The 24,817-nt window shown below is 65.5% G+C and carries 25 protein-coding genes; 11 read left to right on the forward strand and 14 right to left on the reverse strand.

The window, feature by feature from the left end; translation table 11 throughout:
- Positions 1–146 precede the first annotated feature (146 nt).
- A complete protein-coding gene (locus ASC68_RS27295; RefSeq protein WP_055887457.1) occupies positions 147–1,562 on the forward strand; it encodes a saccharopine dehydrogenase C-terminal domain-containing protein in 1,416 nt (471 codons plus the stop codon).
- 54 nt (positions 1,563–1,616) lie between these two features.
- Here the strand turns inward: ASC68_RS27295 and ASC68_RS27300 are convergent, their stop codons facing one another.
- From ASC68_RS27300 to ASC68_RS27335, 8 genes are all read right to left on the reverse strand, one after another.
- Positions 1,617–2,612, reverse strand: a complete 996-nt coding sequence (locus ASC68_RS27300; protein WP_055887460.1) for a carbon-nitrogen hydrolase family protein — start codon at positions 2,610–2,612, stop codon at positions 1,617–1,619.
- 621 nt (positions 2,613–3,233) lie between these two features.
- Positions 3,234–4,505, reverse strand: a complete 1,272-nt coding sequence (locus tag ASC68_RS27305) for an L-fuconate dehydratase (RefSeq protein WP_055887463.1) — start codon at positions 4,503–4,505, stop codon at positions 3,234–3,236.
- Positions 4,506–4,537: 32 nt separating this feature from the next.
- A complete protein-coding gene (gene ugpC / locus ASC68_RS27310) occupies positions 4,538–5,620 on the reverse strand; it encodes a sn-glycerol-3-phosphate ABC transporter ATP-binding protein UgpC (protein WP_055887467.1) in 1,083 nt (360 codons plus the stop codon).
- A 1-nt stretch (position 5,621) separates the two neighbouring features.
- Positions 5,622–6,515: an AraC family transcriptional regulator gene (locus ASC68_RS27315; protein ID WP_055887469.1), complete on the reverse strand. Its 894-nt coding sequence runs from the start codon at positions 6,513–6,515 to the stop codon at positions 5,622–5,624.
- A 12-nt stretch (positions 6,516–6,527) separates the two neighbouring features.
- Positions 6,528–7,403, reverse strand: a complete 876-nt coding sequence (locus tag ASC68_RS27320; RefSeq protein ID WP_055887471.1) for a carbohydrate ABC transporter permease — start codon at positions 7,401–7,403, stop codon at positions 6,528–6,530.
- A 2-nt stretch (positions 7,404–7,405) separates the two neighbouring features.
- Positions 7,406–8,290: a sugar ABC transporter permease gene (locus tag ASC68_RS27325; RefSeq protein WP_055887474.1), complete on the reverse strand. Its 885-nt coding sequence runs from the start codon at positions 8,288–8,290 to the stop codon at positions 7,406–7,408.
- 56 nt (positions 8,291–8,346) lie between these two features.
- Positions 8,347–9,621 (reverse strand): sugar ABC transporter substrate-binding protein, encoded by a 1,275-nt coding sequence (locus ASC68_RS27330; RefSeq protein ID WP_055887478.1) that lies wholly within the window; start codon positions 9,619–9,621, stop codon positions 8,347–8,349.
- A 27-nt stretch (positions 9,622–9,648) separates the two neighbouring features.
- Complete coding sequence (locus tag ASC68_RS27335) at positions 9,649–12,303, reverse strand: GH116 family glycosyl-hydrolase (RefSeq protein ID WP_082528527.1); 2,655 nt, start codon at positions 12,301–12,303, stop codon at positions 9,649–9,651.
- 332 nt (positions 12,304–12,635) lie between these two features.
- Between ASC68_RS27335 and ASC68_RS27340 the strand changes: the two genes are divergently transcribed.
- The 4 genes from ASC68_RS27340 to ASC68_RS27355 all read left to right on the forward strand — a co-directional run bounded on the left by ASC68_RS27340 (position 12,636) and on the right by ASC68_RS27355 (position 15,848).
- Positions 12,636–13,085, forward strand: a complete 450-nt coding sequence (locus ASC68_RS27340; RefSeq protein WP_082528528.1) for a helix-turn-helix domain-containing protein — start codon at positions 12,636–12,638, stop codon at positions 13,083–13,085.
- An 86-nt stretch (positions 13,086–13,171) separates the two neighbouring features.
- Positions 13,172–14,395 (forward strand): bifunctional phosphopantothenoylcysteine decarboxylase/phosphopantothenate--cysteine ligase CoaBC, encoded by a 1,224-nt coding sequence (coaBC, locus tag ASC68_RS27345; RefSeq protein ID WP_055887482.1) that lies wholly within the window; start codon positions 13,172–13,174, stop codon positions 14,393–14,395.
- The gene (gene coaA / locus ASC68_RS27350; RefSeq protein ID WP_055887486.1) at positions 14,392–15,339 is read left to right on the forward strand and encodes a type I pantothenate kinase; all 948 of its coding nucleotides are present in this window, start codon (positions 14,392–14,394) and stop codon (positions 15,337–15,339) included. The genes coaBC and coaA overlap by 4 nt, the downstream gene beginning before the upstream one ends.
- A gap of 65 nt (positions 15,340–15,404) precedes the next feature.
- A complete protein-coding gene (locus ASC68_RS27355; RefSeq protein ID WP_055887490.1) occupies positions 15,405–15,848 on the forward strand; it encodes a cyclic nucleotide-binding domain-containing protein in 444 nt (147 codons plus the stop codon).
- Between the two features lie 150 nt (positions 15,849–15,998).
- Here the strand turns inward: ASC68_RS27355 and ASC68_RS27360 are convergent, their stop codons facing one another.
- Both ASC68_RS27360 and ASC68_RS27365 read right to left on the reverse strand, forming a co-directional pair.
- Positions 15,999–16,604, reverse strand: coding sequence for a LuxR C-terminal-related transcriptional regulator (locus ASC68_RS27360; protein WP_055887493.1), 606 nt, complete (start codon positions 16,602–16,604; stop codon positions 15,999–16,001).
- Complete coding sequence (locus ASC68_RS27365) at positions 16,552–17,415, reverse strand: S1C family serine protease (protein ID WP_055887496.1); 864 nt, start codon at positions 17,413–17,415, stop codon at positions 16,552–16,554. The genes ASC68_RS27360 and ASC68_RS27365 overlap by 53 nt, the downstream gene beginning before the upstream one ends.
- 138 nt (positions 17,416–17,553) lie before the next feature.
- Here ASC68_RS27365 and ASC68_RS27370 point away from each other — a divergent pair, with 138 nt between their 5' ends.
- The 4 genes from ASC68_RS27370 to ASC68_RS27385 all read left to right on the forward strand — a co-directional run bounded on the left by ASC68_RS27370 (position 17,554) and on the right by ASC68_RS27385 (position 20,815).
- Positions 17,554–18,510: a trypsin-like peptidase domain-containing protein gene (locus ASC68_RS27370; RefSeq protein ID WP_055887499.1), complete on the forward strand. Its 957-nt coding sequence runs from the start codon at positions 17,554–17,556 to the stop codon at positions 18,508–18,510.
- A 227-nt stretch (positions 18,511–18,737) separates the two neighbouring features.
- Positions 18,738–19,112, forward strand: a complete 375-nt coding sequence (locus ASC68_RS27375) for a cupin domain-containing protein (RefSeq protein WP_055887502.1) — start codon at positions 18,738–18,740, stop codon at positions 19,110–19,112.
- Positions 19,113–19,198: 86 nt separating this feature from the next.
- Positions 19,199–20,032 carry a hypothetical protein gene (locus tag ASC68_RS27380; protein ID WP_055887505.1) on the forward strand — a complete coding sequence of 278 codons (834 nt, stop codon included), beginning with the start codon at positions 19,199–19,201 and terminating at the stop codon, positions 20,030–20,032.
- Between the two features lie 87 nt (positions 20,033–20,119).
- Positions 20,120–20,815, forward strand: a complete 696-nt coding sequence (locus ASC68_RS27385) for a L,D-transpeptidase (RefSeq protein ID WP_244488534.1) — start codon at positions 20,120–20,122, stop codon at positions 20,813–20,815.
- Here ASC68_RS27385 and ASC68_RS27390 read toward each other — a convergent pair whose 3' ends face one another.
- A complete protein-coding gene (locus tag ASC68_RS27390) occupies positions 20,816–21,037 on the reverse strand; it encodes a hypothetical protein (RefSeq protein ID WP_055887509.1) in 222 nt (73 codons plus the stop codon). It lies immediately after the preceding gene.
- A gap of 134 nt (positions 21,038–21,171) precedes the next feature.
- Here ASC68_RS27390 and ASC68_RS27395 point away from each other — a divergent pair, with 134 nt between their 5' ends.
- The gene (locus ASC68_RS27395; protein WP_156384748.1) at positions 21,172–21,444 is read left to right on the forward strand and encodes a hypothetical protein; all 273 of its coding nucleotides are present in this window, start codon (positions 21,172–21,174) and stop codon (positions 21,442–21,444) included.
- 46 nt (positions 21,445–21,490) lie between these two features.
- On the opposite strand, the gene ASC68_RS27400 is transcribed toward ASC68_RS27395, so the two are convergent.
- Entirely contained in the window at positions 21,491–22,156 is a 666-nt protein-coding gene (locus tag ASC68_RS27400) for an OmpA family protein (protein WP_055887516.1), read from the reverse strand.
- Positions 22,157–22,284: 128 nt separating this feature from the next.
- Positions 22,285–23,055: an SDR family NAD(P)-dependent oxidoreductase gene (locus tag ASC68_RS27405; RefSeq protein WP_244488535.1), complete on the reverse strand. Its 771-nt coding sequence runs from the start codon at positions 23,053–23,055 to the stop codon at positions 22,285–22,287.
- 268 nt (positions 23,056–23,323) lie between these two features.
- On the opposite strand from ASC68_RS27405, the gene ASC68_RS27410 reads away from it, so the two are divergent.
- Positions 23,324–24,331, forward strand: coding sequence for an endonuclease/exonuclease/phosphatase family protein (locus ASC68_RS27410; RefSeq protein WP_055887522.1), 1,008 nt, complete (start codon positions 23,324–23,326; stop codon positions 24,329–24,331).
- Positions 24,332–24,354: 23 nt separating this feature from the next.
- On the opposite strand, the gene ASC68_RS27415 is transcribed toward ASC68_RS27410, so the two are convergent.
- Positions 24,355–24,750 carry a RidA family protein gene (locus ASC68_RS27415; RefSeq protein WP_055887523.1) on the reverse strand — a complete coding sequence of 132 codons (396 nt, stop codon included), beginning with the start codon at positions 24,748–24,750 and terminating at the stop codon, positions 24,355–24,357.
- Positions 24,751–24,817: the final 67 nt, after the last annotated feature.

Consider the following 24,817-nt stretch of genomic DNA (forward strand, 5'->3'; position numbering starts at 1 on the left):
TCTTCTCCTTTGCGTCCATCTCCATTCCCTCAACCTCGCGCTGCCGGCATGGTTCCGTAGAACTGCGCAGCGTGGGAACAATCCTCTTACCGGCGGTGTTTAGCTGATGCGGCTGTGACGCGGCACCGTGAAAAGAGTCGATCACCATGACGGCCTATACAAAGCACGCGCGACTTCCGGGCCAGATCGTCATGCTCGGGTTCGGTAGTATTGGACAAGCCGTCCTGCCCCTGCTCATCCGTCATCTTGACCTGCCAGACGAACCGATCACGATCTTCGCGGCTGACGCGAATGGCGCGGAAATCGCCCGCGAGTCGAATGCCAAGCTGGTGGTCGAGGCGGTGACGCCGGAGAATTACCGGGTGCTGCTCGGCCCGCTGCTTACAAAGGGCACGCTGCTGCTCAACCTGTCGGTCGGGATCTCCAGCACGGCGCTGATCGAACTCTGCCAGCAGAACGGCTCGCTCTACCTCGATATGTGCCTCGAGCCCTGGCCGGGTGGCTATGTCGATCCGTCACGCCCGCCGGCGCAACGCTCGAACTATGCGCTACGCGAAGCGGCGCTGGCGCTGCGGCAGAAATATCCGACCGGTCCGACCGCCGTGCTGACCATGGGCGCCAACCCGGGCCTTGCCTCGATTTTCGTCAAGCAGGGCCTGTTACGCATCGCCGCCGAGAACGGTCTGCAACTGTCGCCGACGGAAGCGATCGACTGGGCGGCACTGGCGCGCCGGCTCGATATCAAGACCATCCATATCGCCGAGCGCGACACGCAGGTCACCGGCCGACGCAAGCAGCGCGGCGAGTTCGTCAACACCTGGTCGGTGGCGGGGTTCATCGGCGAAGCGCTGCAGCCGGCCGAACTGGGCTGGGGCACGCACGAGCAGCATTGGCCGACCGACGCTTCGCGCCATGGCAATGGCTGCGATTCCTCGATCTATCTCAACCAGCCGGGCGCCGCGACGCGGGTGCGCAGCTGGACGCCGCTCGAGGGCGCCTATCACGGCTTCCTGATCACGCACGGCGAGTCGATCTCGATCAGCGACCACCTGACGATCTGGGAAGACGGCGAAGTCGCCTATCGACCGACCGTCCACTACGCCTATTACCCGTGCGACGATGCCGTGCTGTCACTGCATGAGCTCGCCGGCAGCAACTGGTCGGCGCAGCGCACGCGGCGCATCATCCGCGATGAGATCACCTGCGGCATGGACGAGCTGGGCGTGCTGCTGATGGGCAACTGCAAAGGCGCCTACTGGTTCGGCTCGCGGCTCAGCATCGCCCAGGCACGGGCGCTGGTGCCGCACAACAATGCCACGAGCCTGCAGGTGGCGGCGGGCGTGCTGGCCGGCGCCGTGTGGGCGGCGCAGCACCCAAACTCAGGCATCCTGGAGCCGGACGATCTCGGCTATGACGAGGTGATGCAGATCGCCAGGCCCTATCTCGGCGATGTGGTGGGGGTCTATACCGACTGGACGCCGCTGGAGGGTCGCGGCCAGCTGTTCAGTGAAGACCTCGACCGCGACGACCCCTGGCAGTTCAAGAACATCCGGGTGCACTGAGAGCTTCCGCTCACCCCTCTCCCCGCGGAGAGAGGGGCTGCCGGTTTCTCTCTGCTAGAAGCTGTTGCGGCCGTCGCTGCGCGGATCGCCGGCGACGAAATGCGGTTCGTAGATCCCCGCCCGGGCCGTCCGCCGCCATGGACGCGACGGGTCGGCCGGATCAGTGGTGATGTCGGCCAGCGCGACCGCCGGTGTTTCGTCCGCCGGGCACTGAGCCACCCATCGACCATTGGGGCCGACAATCCCGGCTGGAGCGCTCGGGCTGTGCTTGGCGAGAACCGCGAAGCTGACCCAGTAGCTGTTGCTGGCCGCGTGCCCTTGCGCCTCGGCCGCGAACGCGCCGCCGCCATGAGGCAGTCCGTCCCCGGTGCTCGAGAACAGCACACAATCGACGTCAAGCCGCTCGTACTCGGTGAAGATCTCGGGGAAATGCGTCTCCATGCCGAGGGCGCAGCCGAAACTGATGCCATCAACCTCGAACGTCATCGGGATCGACCCCGGGGCATACATGAAGGAGATTTTCGTGTTGGAGAGCAGACGCTCGTCGTAGCGGGTGATCAGCTCGCCACGATCGGAAACGACGTAGAGGCTGTTATGCGGCCGGTGCGGCGGCGACAGCCGATGCACTGCACCAAACACCACCCAGATGCCGAGCTCGCGGGCGTATCCCCGGGTCCGCTCGAGTTCCTCGTTGAACACGCCCCACTGGAAGCGATCCCAATCGGCGGGTCCGACTTCGTCGGGGCTGGTGGACGACATGATGCGCTTATTGGGCGAGCAGATCGCGCCCTCGCCGAAGTGAACGATCCGCGCACCGGCCTCGGCCGCCTGCTGCATCAGGCGCCGCAGCGCTTCGCCGCTGGCGCGCAGGGCCACGGCGTCGCGCGGATCATCGCAGAGCGTCGTCTGCGCCACGGCCAGGCGAACCGAGCGGGCCATGGCGTCTGGCGGGGAGCTGGCACGAACGTGCCGCAGAGCGGCGGTGTAGGATTCGCCGGTCTTTTTGGCGCGACTGCGCACGCGGCGCTTGAAGTTCTGGTTTTGCGTCATTTGTCAGGCCTTTCGCGTCCCGGACGAGTTCCCCAGCAACGGCATCCGAAACGGAATGAGACCAATGACAGCGACCCGAGACTGAAGTCCCTTTGCCTCCGTTCGAGACCATGCTGGGGAAGGTCCTGGGAGGTTCGGCGATGGGCCACGCACAGGTTGAAGATGGCGGGGTGAGGGTCGATTCGTCAATGATGGGGCGGCCGAGCCGTCGTGCCCTCCAAAACCCCCTCTCTTGCAAAATCTAAGGCTTAGCCAAACGGCTAAACCTAAGATTTTGCTTTCTCCTCCCGCCAAGGGGAGATGATCCGTGCCTTCCACTTGCGCCTCAGTATCAGTCGGGACTCTCCCCCTTGGCGGGGGAGAAAGCGAAAACTTGGGCTTAGCGCAGCTAAGTCCTTAGTTTTCGGGAAGAGAGGGGGTTGTTGGGAGCCACCCGGGTTTGCCGCGGCGTGAGCCGCGAGACAAGACCGGCAATCCTGGAGCGCGCACAAAAACAGCAGGGGAGCGATTTTCATCTGCTTCCCTGCCGCTTTGCAATCTGATCGACTCTTTCGAGTGTTCACGGATCGCACATACAAAACGCCTTAGCCCGATGTGGGTTCCAGGCTTTGGCGAAAAAAACTAGCCGAAACGATGGGCCGCGATCGAGGCGGGCTTCATCTCGATGGAGAAGCCGGCCCGCTTTGGCGGCATGTAGGCGGCTTTTTCGATGACGCAGGGATCGAGGAAGTGCTCGTGCAGGTGGTCGACATATTCGATCACCCGGCCGGTCTTGGTGCCGGATACGGCGAGATAGTCGATCATCGACAGGTGCTGCACATATTCGCAGAGGCCGACGCCGCCGGCATGCGGCCACACCGGCAGGTTGTATTTGGCGGCCATCAGCAGCACCGACAGCACCTCGTTGAGGCCACCGATGCGGCAGGCATCGATCTGCACGATATCGATGGCGCCGCGGGTGATGAACTGCTTGAACAGGATACGGTTCTGGCACATCTCGCCGGTCGCCACCTTAACCGGGGCAATCGCCTCGCGGATCTTCCGGTGCCCCTCGATATCGTCGGGGCTGGTCGGCTCTTCGATGAAATAGGGCTTGAAGCGGGAGAGCTCCTTCACCCAATCGATCGCCTGGCCCACCTCCCACACCTGGTTGGCGTCGATCATCAGGTAGCGATCGGGGCCCATGATCGAACGGACAATCTCGAGCCGGCGGATATCGTCGGCGAGGTCGCGGCCGACTTTCATCTTGATGTGCGAGAAGCCGGCTTCCACCGCCTCGGTGGCGAGCCGGGTCAGCTTCTCGTTGGAATAGCCAAGCCAGCCGGCGGACGTGGTGTAGCAAGGGTAGCCATTCTGCTCGAGCTCGGCGATGCGCTCGGTCTTTCCGGCTTCTGCCTTCCTGAAAATGGCAAGCGCCTCTTCGGGAGTGATGGCGTCGGTCAGATAGCGGAAGTCGATGATCGAGACGAGCTGCTCGGGCGTCATGTCGGCGACGAAGCGCCAGACGGGTTTACCCGCCTGTTTGGCGAGAAGGTCCCACACCGCGTTGACCACGGCACCGGTGGCGAGGTGCATGGCGCCCTTGTCCGGACCGATCCAGCGCAGCTGGCTGTCGCCGGTGACATGGCGCCAGAAGCGGCCGGGGTTCTCGGCGATCCAATCGAGTTCAAGCCCGGTGACGCGATCGCGCAGCGCTTCGATCGCTGCCACCACCACTTCGTTGCCGCGGCCGATGGTGAAGGTCAGGCCGTGCCCCTCGAGTGCCCCATCGGTCTCCAGCACCACATAGGCGGCGGAGTAATCGGGGTCCGGGTTCATCGCATCGGAGCCATCGAGCGAGGCGGAGGTCGGGAAGCGGAGGTCGTGGGTGCGAAGGCCGGTAATGCGGGTCATGGATCTGGTGAGGTTCTTTGGTCTTAGGTCTCTCAGGCGGCGAGGGCAGCGCCGGTTTTGCTGTCGAAGCAATAGACGTCGGACGCACCGATCGCCAGCCCGATCACCTCGTTGTCGCCGAAGCGCTGCTGGCCCTGCCGCTTGATGACGATGCGGGCCGGTTCGGCCGCTTCGCCGACATCGCAATAAAGGAAGGTCTCGCCGCCAAGTTGCTCGGTGAACTGCACCCGAGCCCGCGCCGCAGCGCCCTCGGGGGCTACCACTTCGAGGTGCTCGGGCCGGATGCCGATCTCGATGGTTTCGCCCTGCCGAGCCGGTTGCGGCAAAGGCAGCACGCCGCCGGGAACCTCGACACAGGGACCGGACACCGCCTCGGCCACCCTGCCCTGGAGGAAATTCATCCGGGGCGAGCCGAGGAAGCCGGCAACGAAGCGGTTGGCCGGCTTGTTGTAGAGATCGAGCGGTGTGCCGACCTGCTCGATGCGGCCTTCGTTGAACACCACGATGGTATCGGCGAGCGTCATCGCCTCGACCTGGTCGTGCGTCACGTAGATGGTGGTGCGGCCCATGCGCTTGTGGAGGTTGGCGATCTCCACCCGCATGTGGACGCGCAGCTCCGCATCGAGATTGCTGAGCGGCTCGTCGAACAGGAAGATGCGCGGGTTGCGCACGATCGAGCGGCCGATGGCGACGCGCTGGCTTTGGCCGCCGGAGAGCTGGCCGGGGCGGCGCTGCAGCAGCGGCTCGATCTTCAGCGTCTCTGCCGCTTCCAGCACCAGCTCGCGGATCTCCGCTTTGGGGAGCCTCGCCTGCTCAAGGCCGAATGCCATGTTCTGGTAGACGGTCATGTTGGGATAGAGCGCGTAGCTCTGGAACACCATGGCAATGCCGCGACGGGTCGGGGTTTCCTCGTTCATCACCGTGCCATCGATCAGCAGCTGGCCCTCGGTGATGGTCTCGAGCCCGGCGATCATCCGCAGCATGGTGGATTTGCCGCAGCCGGAGGGACCGACGAAGACGACGAACTCGCCATCCTTCACGTCGAGGCTGACGCCGTGGATCACCTCATGCTTGCCGAAGGATTTGCGGATGTCGCGAAGGGCGAGCGTCGCCATGTCAGTGCTCCCTGATCGCCATTTGCTGGCGGTATTCGGATGGGGTGGTGCCGAGGTATTTCTTGAACACGCGCGAGAAGTATTGCGAGCTGCCGAAGCCGAACTCGACGGCGATGTCGGTCACCGGCTCGCTGGTGGTGGCAAGGCGGGTGCAGCAGCGCTTGATCCGTAAACGCTGCGCATAGTCGCTGGGCGACATGCCGACTTCCTTGCGGAAGCGGTTGTGCAGGTAGCTGCGCGAATAGCCGAGCCGGGTCGCCACCTCGCCGATATTGAGTTCGGTGTCGGGATCGGAGTGCAGCACCTCGAGGAAATCATCGATCAGCGCACTGTTGTCGCGGTCGGCGAGCTTTTTATCCTGCGCCTTCCAGGCCTCGATCAGCACGGTGTGCAGTGCTGCCCGCATCTCGGCAATGAGCAGGCTCGAGCCGGTATAGATGCGCGGGTCGCTCATCAGCCGGTGCAGCTCGCCGATGGCATCCATGCAGCGCGCCTCGATGTCGTGCGTCAGGCCACGCCGCCCGAGATAGTTCTGAAAGTCGCGGAAACCGTCGCGGGTCAACAGCGCCGGATCGGCGACGTTCGTGGCATTGGCCATGACGATCCAGAACGAGTGGCTGGGCGGATAGAGGCCGTTGACGATGCGGTGCTTCTTGCCGGCGGGGAACAATGCGAACTGGCCGCCCGAGACCGGCACCAGCGCCTCGTCTTCGAGCTCCCAGCAGGCCTCGCCCTCAATGACGAACACCAGCTCCGGCCCGCCATGCGACGTCCAGCTGTCGGTGGTGGCCATCGCCTTCTGGAACGTGGCAAAGCCGAAGGTCTTGATCTCGGGTACGCCGATATCGGCGCCGCTGATCGAGGTGTTGAGATCGAGGATTTGCGATCCGAGCATGATGGTCTCCGCTTAGCGCTTGATGCCGGTGCTGGCGATGCTCTCGACGATGAAGCGCTGGGCGACGAGAAACACCACGAGCAGTGGCAGCACGCACATGGTCACTGCCGCCATGATAACCGACAGCGACAGCGCGCCGAAGGAATCCGACAGGCCGAGCAGGCCGACCGGCAGCGTCATCACCTCGAACTTCCGCACGAAGATCAGCGGCAGCAGGAAGTTGTTCCAGCTCGAGGTGAAGACGATGATCGACAGCGCGGCGATCGGCGGGCCCATCTGCGGCAGCGAAATGCGCCAGAAAATGGTCCAGTAGCTGGCGCCGTCGATAAAGGCGGCCTCCTCGTATTCGCGCGGCTGGCCCTCCATGAACTGGCGCATCATGAAGATGGCGAGCGGCGAGGCGAGCCCCGGCAGGATCAGCGACCACAGGCTATCGAGCAGCCCGGCGGCGGCCATGCCGTAGAACAGCGGGATCACCACCAGCGCATGCGGCACCATCAGCCCGACCAGCAGCAGGCCGAACAGCAGCGAGCTGCCGGGAAAGCGCAGGCGGGAGAAGGCGAAGGCCGCCATGGCGCTGCTCACTACCACGCCGATGGTGGTGGCCGCCGCGACGATGAAACTGTTGAGATACATGCGCAGGAACGGCAGCGGCGAATCCAGCACCGCGGCATAGGCATCGAAGTTGAGCCGCGTCGGCAGGAAGCTCGGCGGCAGCTGGTAGGCTTCGCTGGCCGGCCGCATGCTGGTGGCGAACATCCACAGGAATGGCAGCAGCATGAGGATGGCGCCGATCCCGAGGACGATCATCACCGGCAGGTTGCGCCAGTCGATAACCTTGGTGGCCGAATGGACGCGGGCGGTGACGGAGGCTTGGGCAATGCTCATGGCTATCTCCCGGCGAAGCGACGGCCGAGCGTCAGCTGGATGGCGGTGACGATGGCGATGACGACGAGCAGCGTCAGGGCGGAGGCGGCACCGGTGCCCAGTTCGCCGGCGCTGAAGGCCTCGGAGAACATGTACATCACCACCGAGCGGGTGGAATCGCCCGGCCCGCCATCGGTGATAATCTTGATCGAGTCAAAGACCTGGAGCCCGCCAATGGTGGCGTAGGTGACGCAGAACAGGATAACCGGGGCGATGTAGGGGAGCTTGATGCGCCTGAGCGCGGTGAAGGGCGAGGCGCCATCGATGCGCGCGGCTTCCATCAGGTTGCGCGGCACGCCTTGCAGCGCGGCGAGCAGGATGATGACGAAGAAGCCGACATTCTTCCACACGTCGATGATGACGATCGAGAGCATGGCGACGTTCTTGTCGGTGAGCCAGCCGACCGGCGGCAGCCCAAGCATGCGGATGTAATAGTTGATGGCGCCCAGATCGAACGAGAACATGAAGCGCCAGATGAAGGAGACGAAGGCCAGCGACACCAGCACCGGCAGGAAATAGGCGAGGCGGAACAGATAGAGCAGCGGGCCGGGGATGTTGCGGTCGAGCAGTACGGCGAGGCCGAGGCCGAGCCCGACATTGCCCACCACCGCCAGCGCTATGAAGTAGAAGGTGTTGCCGAAGGTTTTCCAGAAGCGCGGGTCGGTCAGCACCCAGTCGAAGTTGGCCCAGCCGACGAACTGGGTGGCGAGGGTCAGCCGGTCGACTTCCAGCACCGAGAGCAGGAGCGACGCGACCATCGGGATGGCCAGGAACAGCAGGTAGATGAGGTAGGCCGGTGCGAGGAAGCCATAGGCTGCCAGCGTTTCGCGTTGCCTGAGGGTTGCCATGGTGTCCTCCGCCGGTGGCGAGAGGGGGCGCCCGAGCGGGCGCCCCGGGTCAAGCGTCAGTTGTAGGCGCGCTTCATGGCCCGCGACAGTTCACTGTCGAGGCCGCTGATGGTGGTATCGAGGTCCTCGTTGCCGTTGAGGTAGGCGCCGACGTAACGCATGGTCATCTCCTCGACCTGGGCAAAGTTCGGCGGCGAGGCGACCGGCTTGGCGGTGGCGGCCGAGCCGTAGAAGATCGCGGCGTTGTCGGGGAACGACAGGTACTTGTCGGTGGTGGCAAGGCTGCGCCAGGACGGGATCGAACGCTCGGAATCGGCGAGCTCGGTCTGGAACTCCTTGCCGGTCATTTCCTTGACGAATTCCCAGGCGAGCTCGGGGTTCTGCGAAGCGCTGGTGACGGCGAGACCGCCAATGCCGAACACGGTGGTTTTCACCTTGTTCACCGGCATGATCTGCACCCCGACATTGGTTAAACCGCTGGCGCGGATCTCGGGGATCGGCCAGTGGCCGGCCGAGAACATCGCCACCTGGCCGGCGACGAACTTGCTGTCGCCGACGCCGGACTCGAAGGCCGGGGCGGATTTGTCGACATTGATCAGGTCATGGAGGAACTGCAACGTCTCGCGGAAATTGTCGGTCGCGACGGCCGACTGCTTCCAATCCGCATCGAGCACGCTCGCCTCGTTGGTGAGGAACCAGGGCGTCAGGCCGAAATTGAAGCCCGGCACGAAATAGCCGTACTGGGTGACGTTGCCATTGGCATCGGCGATGGTCAGCTGCTTTGCCGTCTCGCGGAAATCGGCCCAGGTCCAGTCATCCGCCGGGTAAGCGACGCCGGCTTTATCGAACATGTCCTTGTTGTAATAGACGACGATGTTGTTCCACTCGGTGGGAAAGAAGTTCAACTGCCCGGTGGAGCGGGTGCGCATCCCGTCGAGGAGGTTGGGGTCGAGCTCGTCGAGCACCGCCTTGGCGGTCGGATCGGCATCGATGAGCGGCCCCAGGTCGCGCAGCAGGCCGCGATTGGCGGTCTCGGCAAACCCCTCGATGGCCGAGAACATGATGTCGGGCGCCGCGCCGGTCGCCACCTGGTTGATGAACGAGGTGTTGTACTCGCCCCAGGATGGCTGCGGCACAAACTGCGGTTCGATGGTGACGTTGGGGTACTTCGTCTTGAAGCGGGCGATCGCCTTGTCGGTCGAGTCGATCATCTGCTGGTTGACCGGCTGGAAGATCGTCAGCTTGGCGGTGATATCGGCCGCCGGCTGGGCGAGCGCGGGCGATGCGGCCATGGCAAGCGCCATGACGCTGAGGGTCAATCGGGTGCGCATAGGGTCCTCCCTGTTGGCGCTAAGCTTTTATTGGGCGATGTCCGGTTGGTTGCTGACGGCGATCCCCGCATGGCGGAGCATCAAGCCCATGCCGGGGTTGAAGATCGAGCGGCCGTCTCGCCGCTCGGGTTTGCCGCCGAAATGATCGGTGGCTTCGGCCTTGAAGACGTGGCCGCAGATGGAGATTTCGGCGACTTCGAGCGTGCCGCCGATGACGGTGAGGCGCGCCTCGCCATCATCGATGGCGACGCTCCCCCAGGCCGTGCCGGTCGACCACAGCGAGCGGAAGCGGCCCTCGCTCATCAGCTTGGGCGCGAAGGCGATGCGGCCCTCGCTGAGGTCGAAGCCGAAGCCCGAAAGCACCAGGACGGCGGCATAGCTCGCCATCGAGCGCGCATAGTTCGAGCCGCACTCGATCTCGTTGAAGGGGTTGCGGTTGTGGCCGCGATAGCGGTCGCGCACCGCGGCGAACACTTCGATGGCCTTGTCCAGCTCGCCGATCATCATCAGCTGGCAGCCGAAGGCATATTCGAAGCCGTGCATCGATTCCTGGCTGTAGGGCACTGGGATCGCCGGGCGCACCGCGCCCTCTGGCCAGGCGCACATCAGCGTGCCGGCCTCGTTCTCGAGCCCGAAGACGCGGCACGGGTTGGCCTCGTCGCCGAGCCGGCGCTTGAAGTTGTGCTGGTAGACGGCACGCACCGCCGAGGCAAACTGCTCGGGCTCGAACACGTCGCCCAGCCCGTAGAGCCCGGCATGCCACTGGGCCAGCACCTGGTCGATCTCGCAGCCTTCGCCGACCTGGTACTTCACCTGGCCGTGCTCGTCGGACCAGTAGAGGTCGTAGATCGAGCCGCGCACGTAATTGGATTGACCGAGCTTGGATTCGAAGCGCGCCAGCTGCTGCTTGTCCTCGAGGTCAACGTCCTGGATGAAGTAGCTGCCGTTGAACAGGTTGTCGTGCGTCCACCTCCGGCCGCGGGCGTAGATCTCGGCGAACTCGGCTGCCGTGTCGGCCTCGCCGACCGCTTCGGCCATCTTCGAGCCGGCGAGCAGTGCGCCGAGGTAGAAACCGTTGAGCCATGAGCTCGGCCCGAACAGCTCCATATCGAGCGTGTGGTGCTGGCGGCCGGTGAGCACACCGGATTTCTCCGGGTCCCATTTGTCGTAATTGTCGGGGTGCCAGGCGTAGCCGATGGCTGCCTTCACCTCGGGCCAGATCGAGCGCAGCCAGGCGAGGTCGCCGGTAAGCTTCCAGTCGCGATAGGCCTTCAGCACATTGCCGAACTGGCCATCGACGCAGGGCCGGTCGTTCGAGGTGCCGATGCCGAGCGGCAATGCCAGCCGGAACGCCATGCCGCCCGATGGTACCTGGTTGTTGAAGAAATCGGCCTCGCGCATCGAGCGTTCGAGGTCGGGAAACAGGAAGGGCAGCACCTGCTGGTAGTTCCAGACGTGGGTACAACTGCCCTCGCAGGAGCCGGCATCGGGGTGACAACCCTCCCAGCCGTAGAAGGTGCCATCCTCGAGCCGCAGTACGGTGGCGGTCTTGACGATCGAGAGGTTGGCCGACACCGCGTCGAGCACCGGATCGGGCAGCGTCGAAGCGAGCAACTCGGCCTGCAGGCGCTTGGTCTGGCTCGCCAGCCGATCCCAGCCGGCGAAGGCCTCGGCGGCGACGGCGTCGGCGCTCGGCCACTGCGTGGCATAGTAGTTTCGCCAGACGCTGGGGATATCCTTGGGTTCACCGATCAAGGCGTTCTGCGACACCCAGTACTTGCTGGCGTTCGGCACGTACCAGGCGATGGCGACGCGCAGTGTGCGGCTCTCGCCGGCGGGGATGGTGACGTGCGAGGCGAGCGTCGAGTGCTCGGCCACCGCACGGCTGCCCGACATGCGATGCGTCGCGGCATCGTCGTAGAAGCGATCCTTCAACCGGCCGGGCCGGTTGATGTCCTGCCAGTAGACTTCGAGCGCATCGAACCAGCTGCCGCGGAAGAAGTGGCGCTGATAGCTGGTCTCGGCGGCATCGGTGGAGATGCTGAGCTCGCTGTAATGGATCGACTTGCGGTCGGAAGCCGAGCGCCCGGTCAGTGCGGTGCGGCCATCCGGCGCGCTGGCGGTGACACCAGCCTGGTCCTTGAACTCGAAACCGAGGCAGCCAAACAGCGTGTAGTCGATCGGCTCCGCGGTGGTGTTGGCCAAGGTGAACTCGAACATCGCCACGGGCAGCGAGGAGAGCCGGCTCTCCATCGGCAGGTAGGGGCTGAAGGCCTCGAGCTTCACCGTGCCCGGGAAGCGCTTGTCGGCGAAATCGAGGGTCGCCACCGGATAGGGACCAGAGAGCGTCGCCGCCTCGAAGCTCGGGAACCCCGCCATGTGCTCACGGCGGACGCCGAAGCCAAACGAGTTGAAGTGCTTGCCGAGGTAATCGCCGGTGAGCGAGCCCTGAAACGGGCCGTGCAGCACCCGGGTATCGAGCACCTTGCCGTCGCGCTCGGCCTTGACGGCGAAGTGCGAGAAGCCGTTGACGCTGCCCTTGCTGGGGCGGTTGTAGATCTCCCAGTCGCGCAGGCGCCCATCGCCGCCGATGCCGATGGAACCGGCGCCGATACCGCCGAGCGGAAACACGACGTTGCGGGCGTTTTCGCCAGCGTAACGGAAATAGGCTGCACGATCCATGTGCACATCGCTCCAAGAGGCAGGACACGGAGGGTGGTTCCCCCGTCATTTCCTGCCTAATAGCGCGATCTCACGCGGCGCGCGTTCAATCCTGTCGCGAGGACATTTGTGCACATGGACTGACGCGCAGCGCCGGAACCGCGTGCTCAGCGGGTGATGACGATCTTGCCGTCGGGGCGAGTGGCCAGCAATTCGTAGGCCTGGGCAGCTCGGAGAGATGAAAGCGGCGGGCGATCGGCATGGTCAGGTCGCCCCGTTTTGTGCGCCACGCACAGCGGTGAGCGTATTGGCGCGAAATAGTCGATCGATCCCAACCGAAGGCACATTGCGGAATGACCGCTCGTCAGACAGCGCAAGCGCAGAAGAATTTTCCAGCTGCCCCGGAGAAGTCCGTCACAGCAGCAAAACCTCTCGAGACGGTGGATGGAGCAGCCCATTGCAAGGCCACCGGCCAGGTCCTCGACCTGATCGGTGACAAGTGGACCATCATGGTGGTGGGTGTGCTGTCACGCGGCCCGACCCGCTTCAACGAGATCATGCGGGCAGTGGGTGGCGTGTCACATCGCATGCTTACGCTGACCTTGCGCGGCCTGGTGCGCAACGGGCTGGTCAGCCGCACGCCCTTCGCCACCATCCCGCCGCGCGTCGACTACGAACTCACCGAGCTCGGCCGCTCGCTGATCGAGCCGCTCAAGGTGATGTCGGGCTGGGCGATGGATAACGGTGCGGCGCTGGAGCAGGCCAAGGCGCGCTACGACACGGCCCAGTCCAGCGAGCAGTGAATAGCTCGGTCGCCCTTTGGTGGGTATGAGGGCGCCGGCAGATCGTGTAGAGGGCTAGCCGTCTCATGATGCGGTGGTAGCTCAGCATGAAACTGCAAAATCGGCGGGTGCTGCTGATCATCGGCGGCGGGATCGCTGCCTACAAAGTGCTGGAGCTGATCCGGCGGCTGCGTGACGAAGGCGCCAAGGCGCGCTGCGTGATGACGGCGGCGGCGGCCGAGTTCGTGACGCCGCTTTCGGTGGCGACCCTCAGCGCCGACCGGGTGTTCACCAACCTGTTCGATCGCAATGACGAGCACGATGTCGGCCATATCCGGCTGTCGCGCGAGGCCGACCTGATCGTGGTGGCGCCGGCGACGGCGGACCTGATGGCGAAAGTCGCGACTGGCGCGGCGAACGACCTCGCCAGCGCCGTGCTGCTCGCCTCCGACAAGCCGGTGCTGATGGCGCCAGCGATGAACCCACTGATGTGGTCGGCGGCGCCGACCCGGCGTAACCACGCGACATTGCTGGCCGACGGCGTCCAATTCGTCGGGCCGAAATCTGGCGCGATGGCAGAAGCGGGCGAGGCCGGCGAAGGCCGGATGGCCGAGCCGGCGGAGATTCTCGCGGCCATTGTCGAGCAGCTGGCGCCGGCGCGGCCATTGTCGGGCAAGACATTCATCGTCACCTCGGGGCCGACGCACGAGCCGATCGATCCGGTGCGCTACATCGCGAACCGGTCGTCGGGGAAGCAGGGGCATGCCATCGCCGCGGCGCTGGCGAAGCTCGGGGCAAACGTGCGGCTGATCACCGGGCCGGTATCGATTGCCGATCCCGATGGCGTCGCCACCACGCATGTCGAGACGGCGCGTGAGATGCTGGCCGCCGTAGAAAGCGCCCTGCCCGCCGACGGTGCGGTGTTCGTCGCCGCGGTGGCGGACTGGCGGGTCGACAGCGTCGCCTCCGACAAGATCAAGAAGCAGCCTGGGACAAGCGCTGTTCCCAGCCTCAGCATGGTCGAGAACCCCGATATCCTCGCGACAGTCGGACACCATGCCCAGCGCCCCAGGATCGTCGTCGGTTTCGCCGCCGAAACGCGCGATGTGGTGGCGAATGGCGAGGCCAAGCTCAGGCGCAAGGGCGCCGACCTGATCGTCGCCAACGACGTCTCGGCCGAAGGCGGCGCCATGGGTGGCGACCGCAACAAGGTGACGCTCTTGAGCGCCGCGGGCGCCGAGGCGTGGCCCGAGCTGGACAAGCTTGAAGTGGCGGAGCGACTGGCAAAGGTGATCGCCGCGCGGCTCAATGGCGGGCCGACGCGCGCATGACGCAGCCGGCTGAACTCTCCCCCTACCACCACTTCAGCAAGGCGGAATGGGTGGCGCTGCGCGCCGACGAGCCGATGACGCTGAGCGCCGACGACGTGATGCGGCTGCGGGCCCTGTCGGACCCGATCTCGCTTCAAGAGGCCGAGCAGGTCTACCTGCCGCTGGCGCGCCTCCTCTCGCTCTATGTCGAGGCGATCCAGGGGCTGCATCGGGTGTCGCAGCGCTTCCTCAATACCGGTGCACCGAAGGTACCGTTCATCATCGGCGTCGCGGGGTCCGTGGCCGTGGGCAAATCCACCACGGCCCGTATCCTGAGGGCGCTGCTGCAGCGCTGGCCGTCGAGCCCGAAGGTCGATCTCGTCACCACTGACGGGTTCCTCCACCCTAACGCCACGCTGATCGAGCGCGGGTTGATGCGGCGCAAGGGTTTTCCGGAGAGTTTTGATCGGGCGCGGCTGGTGGCGTTCCTGGCGGCGGTGAAATCGGGGACACCGGCGCTCGAAGTGCCGATCTACTCCCACCTCGTCTATGACGTGGTGCCGGGCGAGCACCTGATCGTCGACCAGCCCGACATTCTGATCGTCGAGGGGCTCAACATCCTGCAGCCTGGGGCGCCGGGCAAGGCCGGCGCGCCGATCCTCTATGCCTCGGACTTCATCGACTTCTCGATCTATATCGATGCCGACCCCGAGGATCTCGAAGCCTGGTATCTCGAGCGCTTCTTCCGGCTGAGGGAGACGGCGTTCCGTAACCCCGACTCGTTCTTCAAGCGCTATGCCGACATGAGCAAGGACGAGGCGGGGAAGTTCGGCCTCGACAACTGGCGCTCGATCAACCTGCCCAACCTCATGGACAATATCGCGCCGACGCGGAGGCGGGCCGACCTGATCCTCAAGAAGGGCAGCGACCACCTGGTCGCCGATGTGCTGCTGCGCATGGTGTAGAATGGCCCTTCATGGCGCGCCCGCAACGGGTTAGGCTCCGCTGCCTATTCATGCGGGGATGAACCATGGCCAGCCTGCTGACGCTCACCTATTCATCGCCAACGCTCGATGTCGCCAAGGGCGAGGAGCTGGTCACGCAGGGCACGCCCGGGCGCGATCTCTACGTTCTGGAGAGCGGCAAGTTCGTGGTCGAGCGGAACGGGGTGGCGATCGCGACGATCGAGCATTCCGACGCAATGATCGGCGAGATGTCAGTGCTGCTCGGCCGGCCGCACAGCGCCACCGTCCGGGCCGAGCGGGACAGCAAGGTGCGGGTGGTGCGCGACGCCATGCGCATCCTCGAAAAGCACCCGGAGCTGGCGCTCAGGATTGCCCAGTTGCAGAGCCAGCGGCTCGACGCCACCTCGGCGCTGCTGGTGGAGCTCAACCACGAGCATGTCGATAAGCCGGCCGAGCGGAACCTGATCGGGCGGATTTTCTCGACGCTGATGACGCCGGGGCAGCATTAGATATTTGGCACGGTGCTGCAGCTGTCGCCTCCCTCCCCCCGCGACGCTACGCGTCCGCTAGGAGGTGAGGGATTGAGGGAGGGGGTGGTCCCGGTGATCACCGATGGACCCCCACCCCCAGCCCCTCCCCTCGAGGGGAGGGGAGCCAGGTCAGATCGCCACCAAGCCTTCGCGCAGGATGATCGACACCGCATCGGCGCGGTTGCGGGCGCCGAGCTTTTCGAGGATCGCGGTGACGTGGAACTTGGCCGTGTGCACCGAGATATCGAGGGCGCGGGCGATCACCTTGTTGGAGGCCCCATCGACCAGCAATTCGGCGACCTGGCGTTCGCGCTGGCTGAGCCGCGGCAGGAGTGAGGCGGGCAGCCGCTCGTTGCTGGCGCGCTCGACCGTCTCGCGCTCCAGCGCATAGCCGGCGCCGATCAGCAGGGCGGCGGCGAGGATCAGGCCGGGGTCGAGGCTGTCGATGGCGTTGCGGCGCGCTTCGTCGGCGCCGACGCGCAGCACGCGGTGCGCACCGGTGACGCCGCCCAGCGCAGCCGGGCGATCGGTAATGGTGACCGCCGCCTCCTCGGCGTCGGCCTCGTAAAGGTCATGACGGCCGGCGATCAGAGTACGGAGTACCTGTTCGAGGGCCGGGTCGGTGAGATCGAAGGCGACGCCGAGGACCAGCCCGCCGAGGACGGACTGCCCAACCGAAGCTTCAGCTCCGCGGACGTTCGCCGATAGTGATCTCGAGTTCCAATGCACTGCCACCGCGTTGCACTCCCAAGCTGATAGTCTTACCGACGGTGCCGGCGTTCAGGCGATCGGCGATATCGCTGACCGAATGCACCGCTGCTCCACCCCATGTGGTGATTATGTCGCCAACAAGGAAGCCCCCATTGGCAGCCGGGCTCGCCGGCTCGAGACCGACGACGATGGCGCCGCCAGCCGCTGCGAGTGGATGGAGGCTGACGCCGAGCCAGCCGCGCGGGATATAGCCCTTCTCGCTGAGCGTCGCCACCGAGCGGGCGATGGTCGAAGCCGGAATGGCGATCGTGCGGCGGCGAGCCCCGGTAACGGCCATGCCGATCAGGCTGCCATCGGGCGCCACCACGGCGCCGCCTTCACTGCGCGGCGACAGCCGAAGCCCGAGCGTGATGCGCGCATCGATCTCGCCGCCGCGCATGCTGCGCCAGGCAGAGCCGACCTCGGTGACCGAGGCGAGGCCCGACAACACCGAGTCCTCACCGCGACCGACCAGCACGGCCAACGAGCCCGGCGCCGGCGGGGCGGCGTGGGTCCAGTCGGCAAACTCTGGGGTATCGAGCTTAAGCAGCGCCACGTCGGTGCTGGGATCGCGGCCGATGATCTGGGCGGTGGCGAGCTTGCCATCGGCGCCGAGCGCGGCGATTTCGTCGTCGCCCTCCAGCACTTCATCGGCGGTGATGGCAAGGGCGGTGCGCCAGATGAAACCCGAGAGTTCGCGGCCATCACGGCCCTGCAGAGCGATGATGCGGGGGGCGACGCTGGCGGTGAGCGCCGCAAGGGAAGCGGAAAGCGCCTGGAGTTCGGGGAAGGACATGTGAGTGGCCTGGTTGCGGATGCTGGCGAAAACTTGCTCCCGGACCCGGCACCTCGAAAGCTCCCCATATGGGCAGGATCGCGGGCGGCGACCGCGAAACCCACATTTCTCGCTACACGAAACTGCCGGAACATCCCAATGGCTCAGCCCTTGCCCTTCCCCACCGACCAACGTCTGCTCGATGTCTATTCGCTCACCGTTTCCGAGGTCGCCGAGACCGTCGGGCCGGCTGTCGGCATGGTGACGACGGACGGCAAGGGCCACGGCTCGGGCGTGGTGCTGTCGCAGGATGGGCTGGTGGTCACCAACTCGCACGTTGTCGGCAGCCACAAGGACGTGCACCTGGCGCTGCCTGACGGGCAGCGGCTGGCCGGGCGGGTGCTCGGCGCCGATCCCGACACAGATCTCGCCATCCTCAAGGTCGATGGCAGTGCGCTGCCGATCGCCTCGCTGGGCGACAGCAGCGAGCTCAAGCGCGGCCACATCGCCATCGCCATCGGCAACCCGCTGGGGTTCGAGTCGACGGTTACCGCCGGCGTCATCTCGGCGCTCGGGCGGAGCCTCCGCTCGCCTTCCGGGCGGCCGATCGAGGACGTGATCCAGACCGATGCGGCGCTCAATCCGGGGAACTCGGGCGGCGCGCTGGTCTCGAGCCTCGGCGAGGTGGTGGGGATCAGCACGGCGATGATATCAGGGGCGCAGGGCATCTGCTTTGCGGTGGCCAGCAACACGGTGAAGCTGGTGCTGGGCGAAGTACTGCAGCATGGCGGAGTGCGGCGCGCCTATCTTGGCGTCGCGGCCGACACAGTGAACCTGCCGCGGCGGGTGGCCGACGCCGCCCATGTCGGCACGCAGACGGCGGCAGTACTGCACTCGATCGTCGTCGATGGCCCCGCGGCCCGGGCCGGGGTGCGTGAGGGCGACGTGCTCTTGAGCCTCGACGGTCGTCCGGTCGAAGGCCCCGGTCCGCTGCTGCGGATGCTCACCGCCGACGCCATCGGCCGGCGCGTCCGGCTGCAGCTGTTGCGGCAGGGCCGGCTGCTGGAACTGGATGTGGTGCTGACGCAGCGGCCGAGCGGGCCGGAGGCGAGATAAGGCTCGCTTCGTAGGCACTGTCCCTCCGCAACCACCGGGTGTCATCCCAGCGAAAGCTGGGACCCATCCATCAGCTGGCGCAAGGGGTGAGTTGGGTCCCAGCTTTCGCTGGGATGACACCGAGTTTGGGGTGGGCAACGGGAGAACCGACACCTTCCACGCCCACCACCGTCTTGCTGCTGTGACGCCCGTTCACTACGGTGCCGCTCAATGGCGGAGGACATGTCATGGCGGCTGAGTGCAAGGTGATCCGGGGCGGCGAGGGCTTCCGCGGCAAGCAGGGGCTCGACTATTTCGCCGGTGTTTCGGCGCAGTCGGCCGGCGCGAAGGGCATCTGTATGCACATGGCGGTGATCCCGCCCGGCGCCGAGGCCAAGCCGCACTATCACGAGGCGCATGAGACGGCGATCTTCCAGATCGAGGGCTCGACCTCGTTCCGGCACGGGCCGAACCTCGAGTTCACCGATGTCGTGAACGAAGGCGACTATGTCTACATCCCCGCCGGCGTGCCGCACCAGCCGTTCAACCCGACCAACAGGATGGCGCGGGCCATCATCGCCCGAACCGACCCCAACGAGCAGGAAAGCGTGGTGCTGATCTAGCCCCCGCTGTTCGCCACTTTCCTCGATCCCGCTCAGTTTGTTTGTCGCGCAATCGATTTTCCTGATCACGCTCCGGAAGCTCCACGATGCAGAAACTCCTCGTCCTCCAATCGCTGTGGACCATGATCGGCCTCAAGGGGGCGCCGCGCGAGCGCTCGCTCGAGGCCAATGTCGAGATCATCGCCAATGCCGGGTTCGATGGCTTCGGCACCCAGTGGATCGATCCCGAGATGGCCCAGCGGGCGGGCCGGCTGGCGAAATCCGCCGGGCTGGTGGTCGAGGGTCTCTGCTTTCCCACCGATATCGACAGCCTCCTGCCGGTGCTCGAATGGGGCGCGGCCTATGGCGTGCACCACATCAACATCCAGCCCAACCTCCGCCCACGGACGCTGGCCGAAGCGGTGCGAGTGGCGGAGGGCTGGCTCAAGCTTTCCGAGCAGGTGCCGTTCCCGGTCTATGTCGAGACGCATCGCGACCGGATGACCAACGACCTGCATTTCACCCTCGACCTGATCGCTGCCCTGCCCGAGCTGAAGCTGCTCGGCGACCTCTCGCACTACGTGGTCGGGCGCGAGATCGCCTTGCCGGTGCCCGAGGAGATCGAGGCGCAGATGACGACGATCCTCGAGCATTGCTGGGCCTTTCACGGCCGGGTCGCCAGCAGCGAGCAGGTGCAGCTGCCGCTGTCGTTTCCCCAGCATGCGCCGTGGCTCGAGCAGTTCGGCACCTGGTGGCGCAACGGCTTTGCCGACTGGAAGAACCGGGCCGGCGCGGATGCGGAGCTCAGCTTCCTTTGCGAGCTCGGCCCGCAGCCCTACGCCATCGCCGGGGCGGACGGAACCGACCTCACCGACCGCTGGGCGGAGTCGCTGCAGCTGCGCGACCTGGCGCGAGCGGCGTGGGGCCGAACGATAAATTGATCGACAGGCAACTTGCCTGAGCCATAATGGTACGCAAGCTGAGGTAGTAATCAGCTCTGGTGGGCAGCCTTTCAGGGGGCGAGTTCCGTGCAGGCGAAGACGATCGGCAATAACGGCCCGTCGCGGCGGGCCTTTCTCTTGGGCGCAGCGAGTTTCGGCGGGTTGGCGCTGACCGGTTGCTCGACCACCATCGGCAATCGGCAGGTGACGGTTCCCAACCTGCTGCCGGCGATTATCTCGCCCTATTACCTGCAGATCTACGGTGCGATGCCGGAGGAAAAATTCCCGGTGCCGGCCGTCGACCTCAATAAGGTCGACCAGCGCTACCTGAGGACCGAGGTGGACGATCCCACTGGCGAGAAGCCCGGCACCATCGTGGTCGAGACTTCGGCGCGCTTTCTCTACCTGGTGCAGGACAATGGCACTGCCATCCGCTACGGCGTGGGCATCGGGCGCGACGGCTTCACCTGGTCGGGGCGCGGCAGTATCGGGCGCAAGGCGCAATGGCCGACCTGGTATCCGCCGGCCTCGATGATGGAGCGGCAGCCCGAAACGCGCGAGTTCGCCGGCGGCATGCCCGGCGGCATGAACAATCCGCTGGGCGCACGGGCGATGTACATCTACCGCAACGGCGTCGACACCATCTACCGGATCCACGGCACGCGCGAGTACTGGAGCATCGGCAAGGCGGTGTCGTCGGGCTGCGTGCGGCTGATCAACCAGGACGTGATCGACCTCTACTCACGCGTGTCGGTGGGGACACCGATCATTGTGCGCGGCTGATCAGTTCTGCTTGCGGATTGTCGCCTTGGGCACCGGGCAGTTCATCTTGCCGGTGAAGGGATCGAGGGTGCAGGTCGGCCAGATGTGGCAATTCAGCTTCTTGGTGAACGGGTCGAGCGTGCAGTTCGGGGGAATGCTGTCGCCGTTGTTGCGCTCGGCAAAGGCGGGCGCGGTGCCAAGGGCAGTGACGAGAACGGCGGAAAGCAGAGCAATGCGGAGCATGGTCTTGGTCCTCTCGGCTGATTCTATGGCTCCGACCGTGCGCCGGGCCGACTGAACGAGCGCTGAGGAGCGCGTTCAGGGAACCAAAACCTGAGGGACACACTTGTTCGATCGCCATTAGGAGGGGAGATGCGATGAGTGCCGACGTGAGACGAACGCCCAAGGTGGCGCGAGTGGATCAGCTGATCGACGAAAACGGCCAGCCGATCTCGCTGCCGGAGAATTCTACCCTCAGGGTGACGCGCGATGTCGAGGAGAGCATCGGCGGCACGGGGCCGACCAACTGGTGGAAACGCGGACTGATCGGCTTGGGGATCGTGGCGGTGATCCTCCTCGGCTTCCAACTGCTCGCCAGCACCACCCGCTCGCCGGCCACCGCGCCAGCGGCCACGACCACCGGGCAATGAAAAAGGCCCGGGAGATGCCCGGGCCTCGATCTCGATGTCGCCGAACTCAGCCCTGGATGGGCGAGAGCTGGATTTCGACGCGGCGGTTCTGCGCGCGGCCCGACTCGGTGCCGTTGGAGGCGATCGGATCCTCCTCGCCCTTGCCGGTGATGTAGAAGCGGCGCTGGTCGACGCCCTGGCTGGCGAGGATGGTCGCCACGGCCGTGGCGCGCTTCTGGCTCAGCTCCAGGTTGTAGCTGTCCGAGCCCTGGGAGTCGGTGTGGCCATAGACGTCGATGACGGTCTTGTTGAACTTCTTCAGCACCAGGCCCACCGAGATCAGCGTCTCGCTGAACTTGGGCTGCACCGTCGCCGAGTCGGTGGAGAAGGTGATGTTGGACGGCATGTTGAGGATGATCTGCTGGCCGACGCGGGTCACCGAAACCCCGGTGCCCTGCAACTGGGCGCGCAGCTCGGCCTCCTGCTGGTCCATATAGCTGCCGATGGCCGCCCCGGTGAGGCCGCCGACGCCGGCGCCGATCAGCGCCGCGACCCGCGGGTCAGCGCCGGTCGCCGCGCCGATGATGCCACCGACCACGGCGCCGCCGCCCGCACCGAGCAGCGCGCCGCCGGTGGTGTTGGAGAGCTGGCTCTGGCCGGTATAGGGATTGATCGAAGTACAGGCGCTCAGCGACAGGGCCGCGAGGCCGGCGATCAGTATCTTGGATTTCATCGAGTCCCCCGTAGGTGTGGCGCACGTTCTCGCCACCGATTGCGGCAGCAAGGTGTCGCCTCGCCGCCTTTGCCCGCGGCGAGACTAGATCATGAACGCCCCTTGTTGAAGCAGTCGTTTGCGGCCGATCAGCCGTGCGCCCAGCCGCCATCGACGATGAAATCCTGAGCGGAGATCATCTTGGAATCGTCGGCCGCGAGGAACAGCACCATGCGGGCGATATCCTCGGGGTAGAGCCGCCCCTTCAGCGCCTGCTGCTGGTCGAGCGAGGCCATCGCCTCGGGAGTGGCCCAGAGCGAGAGCTGCCGCTCGGTCATGATCCAGCCCGGCACCAGGGTGTTCACGCGCACGCCATGCTGGCCATACTCCTTGGCCATCGAGCGCGACATGCCATGCATGGCGGCCTTGGCGGCGGTGTAGACGGTGAGTTGCGCCGAGAGCGTCATCCAGCTGACCGAGCCGAAATTGATGATCGAACCGCGGTTGGCGGCGACCATTCCCGGGGCCACCGCCTGCGCGGCGAAGAAGGCGTGCTTCAGGTTGACGGCGATACGCTTGTCCCAATCCTCGGGGCTGACCTCGGCGATATCGTGCCGGTGGTCGTTCGCCGCGTTGTTGACCAGCGCCAGGGTCGGGCCGTGTGCCGCCTCGAAACCCTTGATGGCCGCCTGGTAGGCAGCAATGTCGGTGACGTCGCAGCGGGTGAAGCTCACCGTGCCGCCGGCTGCGTTCAGCTCGGCCGCCAGCTTGTCGCCCGCCTCGCCAGAGATATCGACGAAGCCGACTTTGCTGCCCTGCGCCGCGAAGGCGCGGACCATGCCCTCGCCGATACCCGAAGCGCCGCCGGAGATGATCACCGGCATGCCCTTGAGACTGGGATAGATTGCATATTCAGACACGGAAACCCCCGGGAAACAGTATTGGCGGGGGATTTAGCGCGCGGTTAGGCGCGCGACAAGGCGCGATCCGTACGCCGGTGCGTTTCACCGTTTCGATGAAACGGCGATACGCACCAGATCCTTGATTTGTCGCGCTTTCGAACCGGAAAAGTCTGCAACTTTTCCTGAAAGCGCTCCGGGTTACGCCAACCCACGATTTGTCACCGGGACGACATATCGGCTGGCTAGGGGAGGCGTTCCCCTCCTCGCTGACGAAGTGCCAACACCCATGTCTCTCGATCTCGTCAAACCCGCCCAGATTGCCCTGCTGCAAGGGCCGCCGCAGGCCGAGCGCGACCGGCTGGATGCACTGGAGCGGACCGAGGCCAACCATGCCGAGGCCCTCGCCGGCCTCGCCTGCCTGCAGCGCGTCGAAGTGCCGGTCGCCGCGCGCAGCGAAGTGCTGGCGTTCCCGCTGACCGTCGCCGCCTGGAACCTCGAGCGCTGCTACAATGTCGAGAAGTCCGCCGCGGTGCTGCAGCGCGAAGGCGCGGAACTGGTGCTGCTGTCGGAAGTCGACAACGGCATGGCACGCACCGGCCAGCGGCACACCTCACGTGACATCGCGGTCGAACTCGGCATGAACTACGCCTTCGGGGTCGAATTCCTCGAATTGGAGCTCGGCGCCGAAGTGGAGCTCGAGTTCTGCGAAGACGATTTCAACCGCCATGGCTTTCACGGCAACGCGCTGCTGTCGAAGGCGGCGTTGCAGGCGCCGGTGATGATCCGGCTCGAGCCGCATGGGCACTGGTTCACGCCGGAAAGTCCGGCCCGCCGGGTGGGCACGCGCTGCGCCATCGCAACGGCGGTTGAGACGACCGAGGGGCCGCTCTATGCGGTGTCGGTGCATCTCGAGAACCGCGGCGATGCTGGATATCGCGAAGCACAGGTGAGGCGCCTGATCGACGCGATCGACGAACTCGCCGGCGCCGCGCCGGTGATCATCGGCGGCGACCTCAATACCGGGCTCGCCGATGGCGGCGACTTCGAGAAGGAAACCCTGTTCGCCCACGCCTATGGCCGCGGCTTCGAACGGCATGGTGGGCCGATCAGCCAGACCACGACGCGCCCGAGCCGGGTGAGCCGCAGCCCGCGTGGCACCTGGAAGCTCGACTGGTTCCTGACGCGCGGACTGCTGGTGGAGGACAGCCGCATCGTGCCATCGCTGGCCGAGGACGGCGAGGTGCTGTCGGACCACGACATGGTGGTGGCGAAGCTGGGTGGGTTCAGGGGCTGAGTGGCCCTCGTCCCCACTCACGGTCAATCGACGACCGCGATTGCATCGACCTCGATCAGATAGCCGGGTGATAGCGCAGCGACGCCGAGGACCGTATCTGCCGGCTTGTGATCGCCGAACAGTGCAACCCGCGCCTGCTCGATAATCGGCAGGCACGTGTCGCGCTCGTAGTTGACGACATAGATGTTGATCCTGGTGACCTGGTCGGTCCGAGCTCCGGCGGCAGAGAGGGCACGACCGAGATTGGCGAAAACCTGTCGTGCCTGGGTCGCCAGATCGCCGCGACCTACGAGCTTGCCATGGATATCCTCGGGCTCCTGCCCCGCGATGAACACCAACTTGCTGCCGGTGGCCACAACGACCTGGGTGTAGGTTTGTGGAACGGGGAGATCGCTGGGGTTGATGAGTTCAAGCGCCATTGTTCAGCTATCCGATGGTGGGCGGCGAGGACGGGGTGCCGCCGAAGCGGGATGTGGTGGTGACGCG

This window comes from Devosia sp. Root105, from assembly GCF_001424865.1.
GTDB lineage: Bacteria > Pseudomonadota > Alphaproteobacteria > Rhizobiales > Devosiaceae > Devosia_A.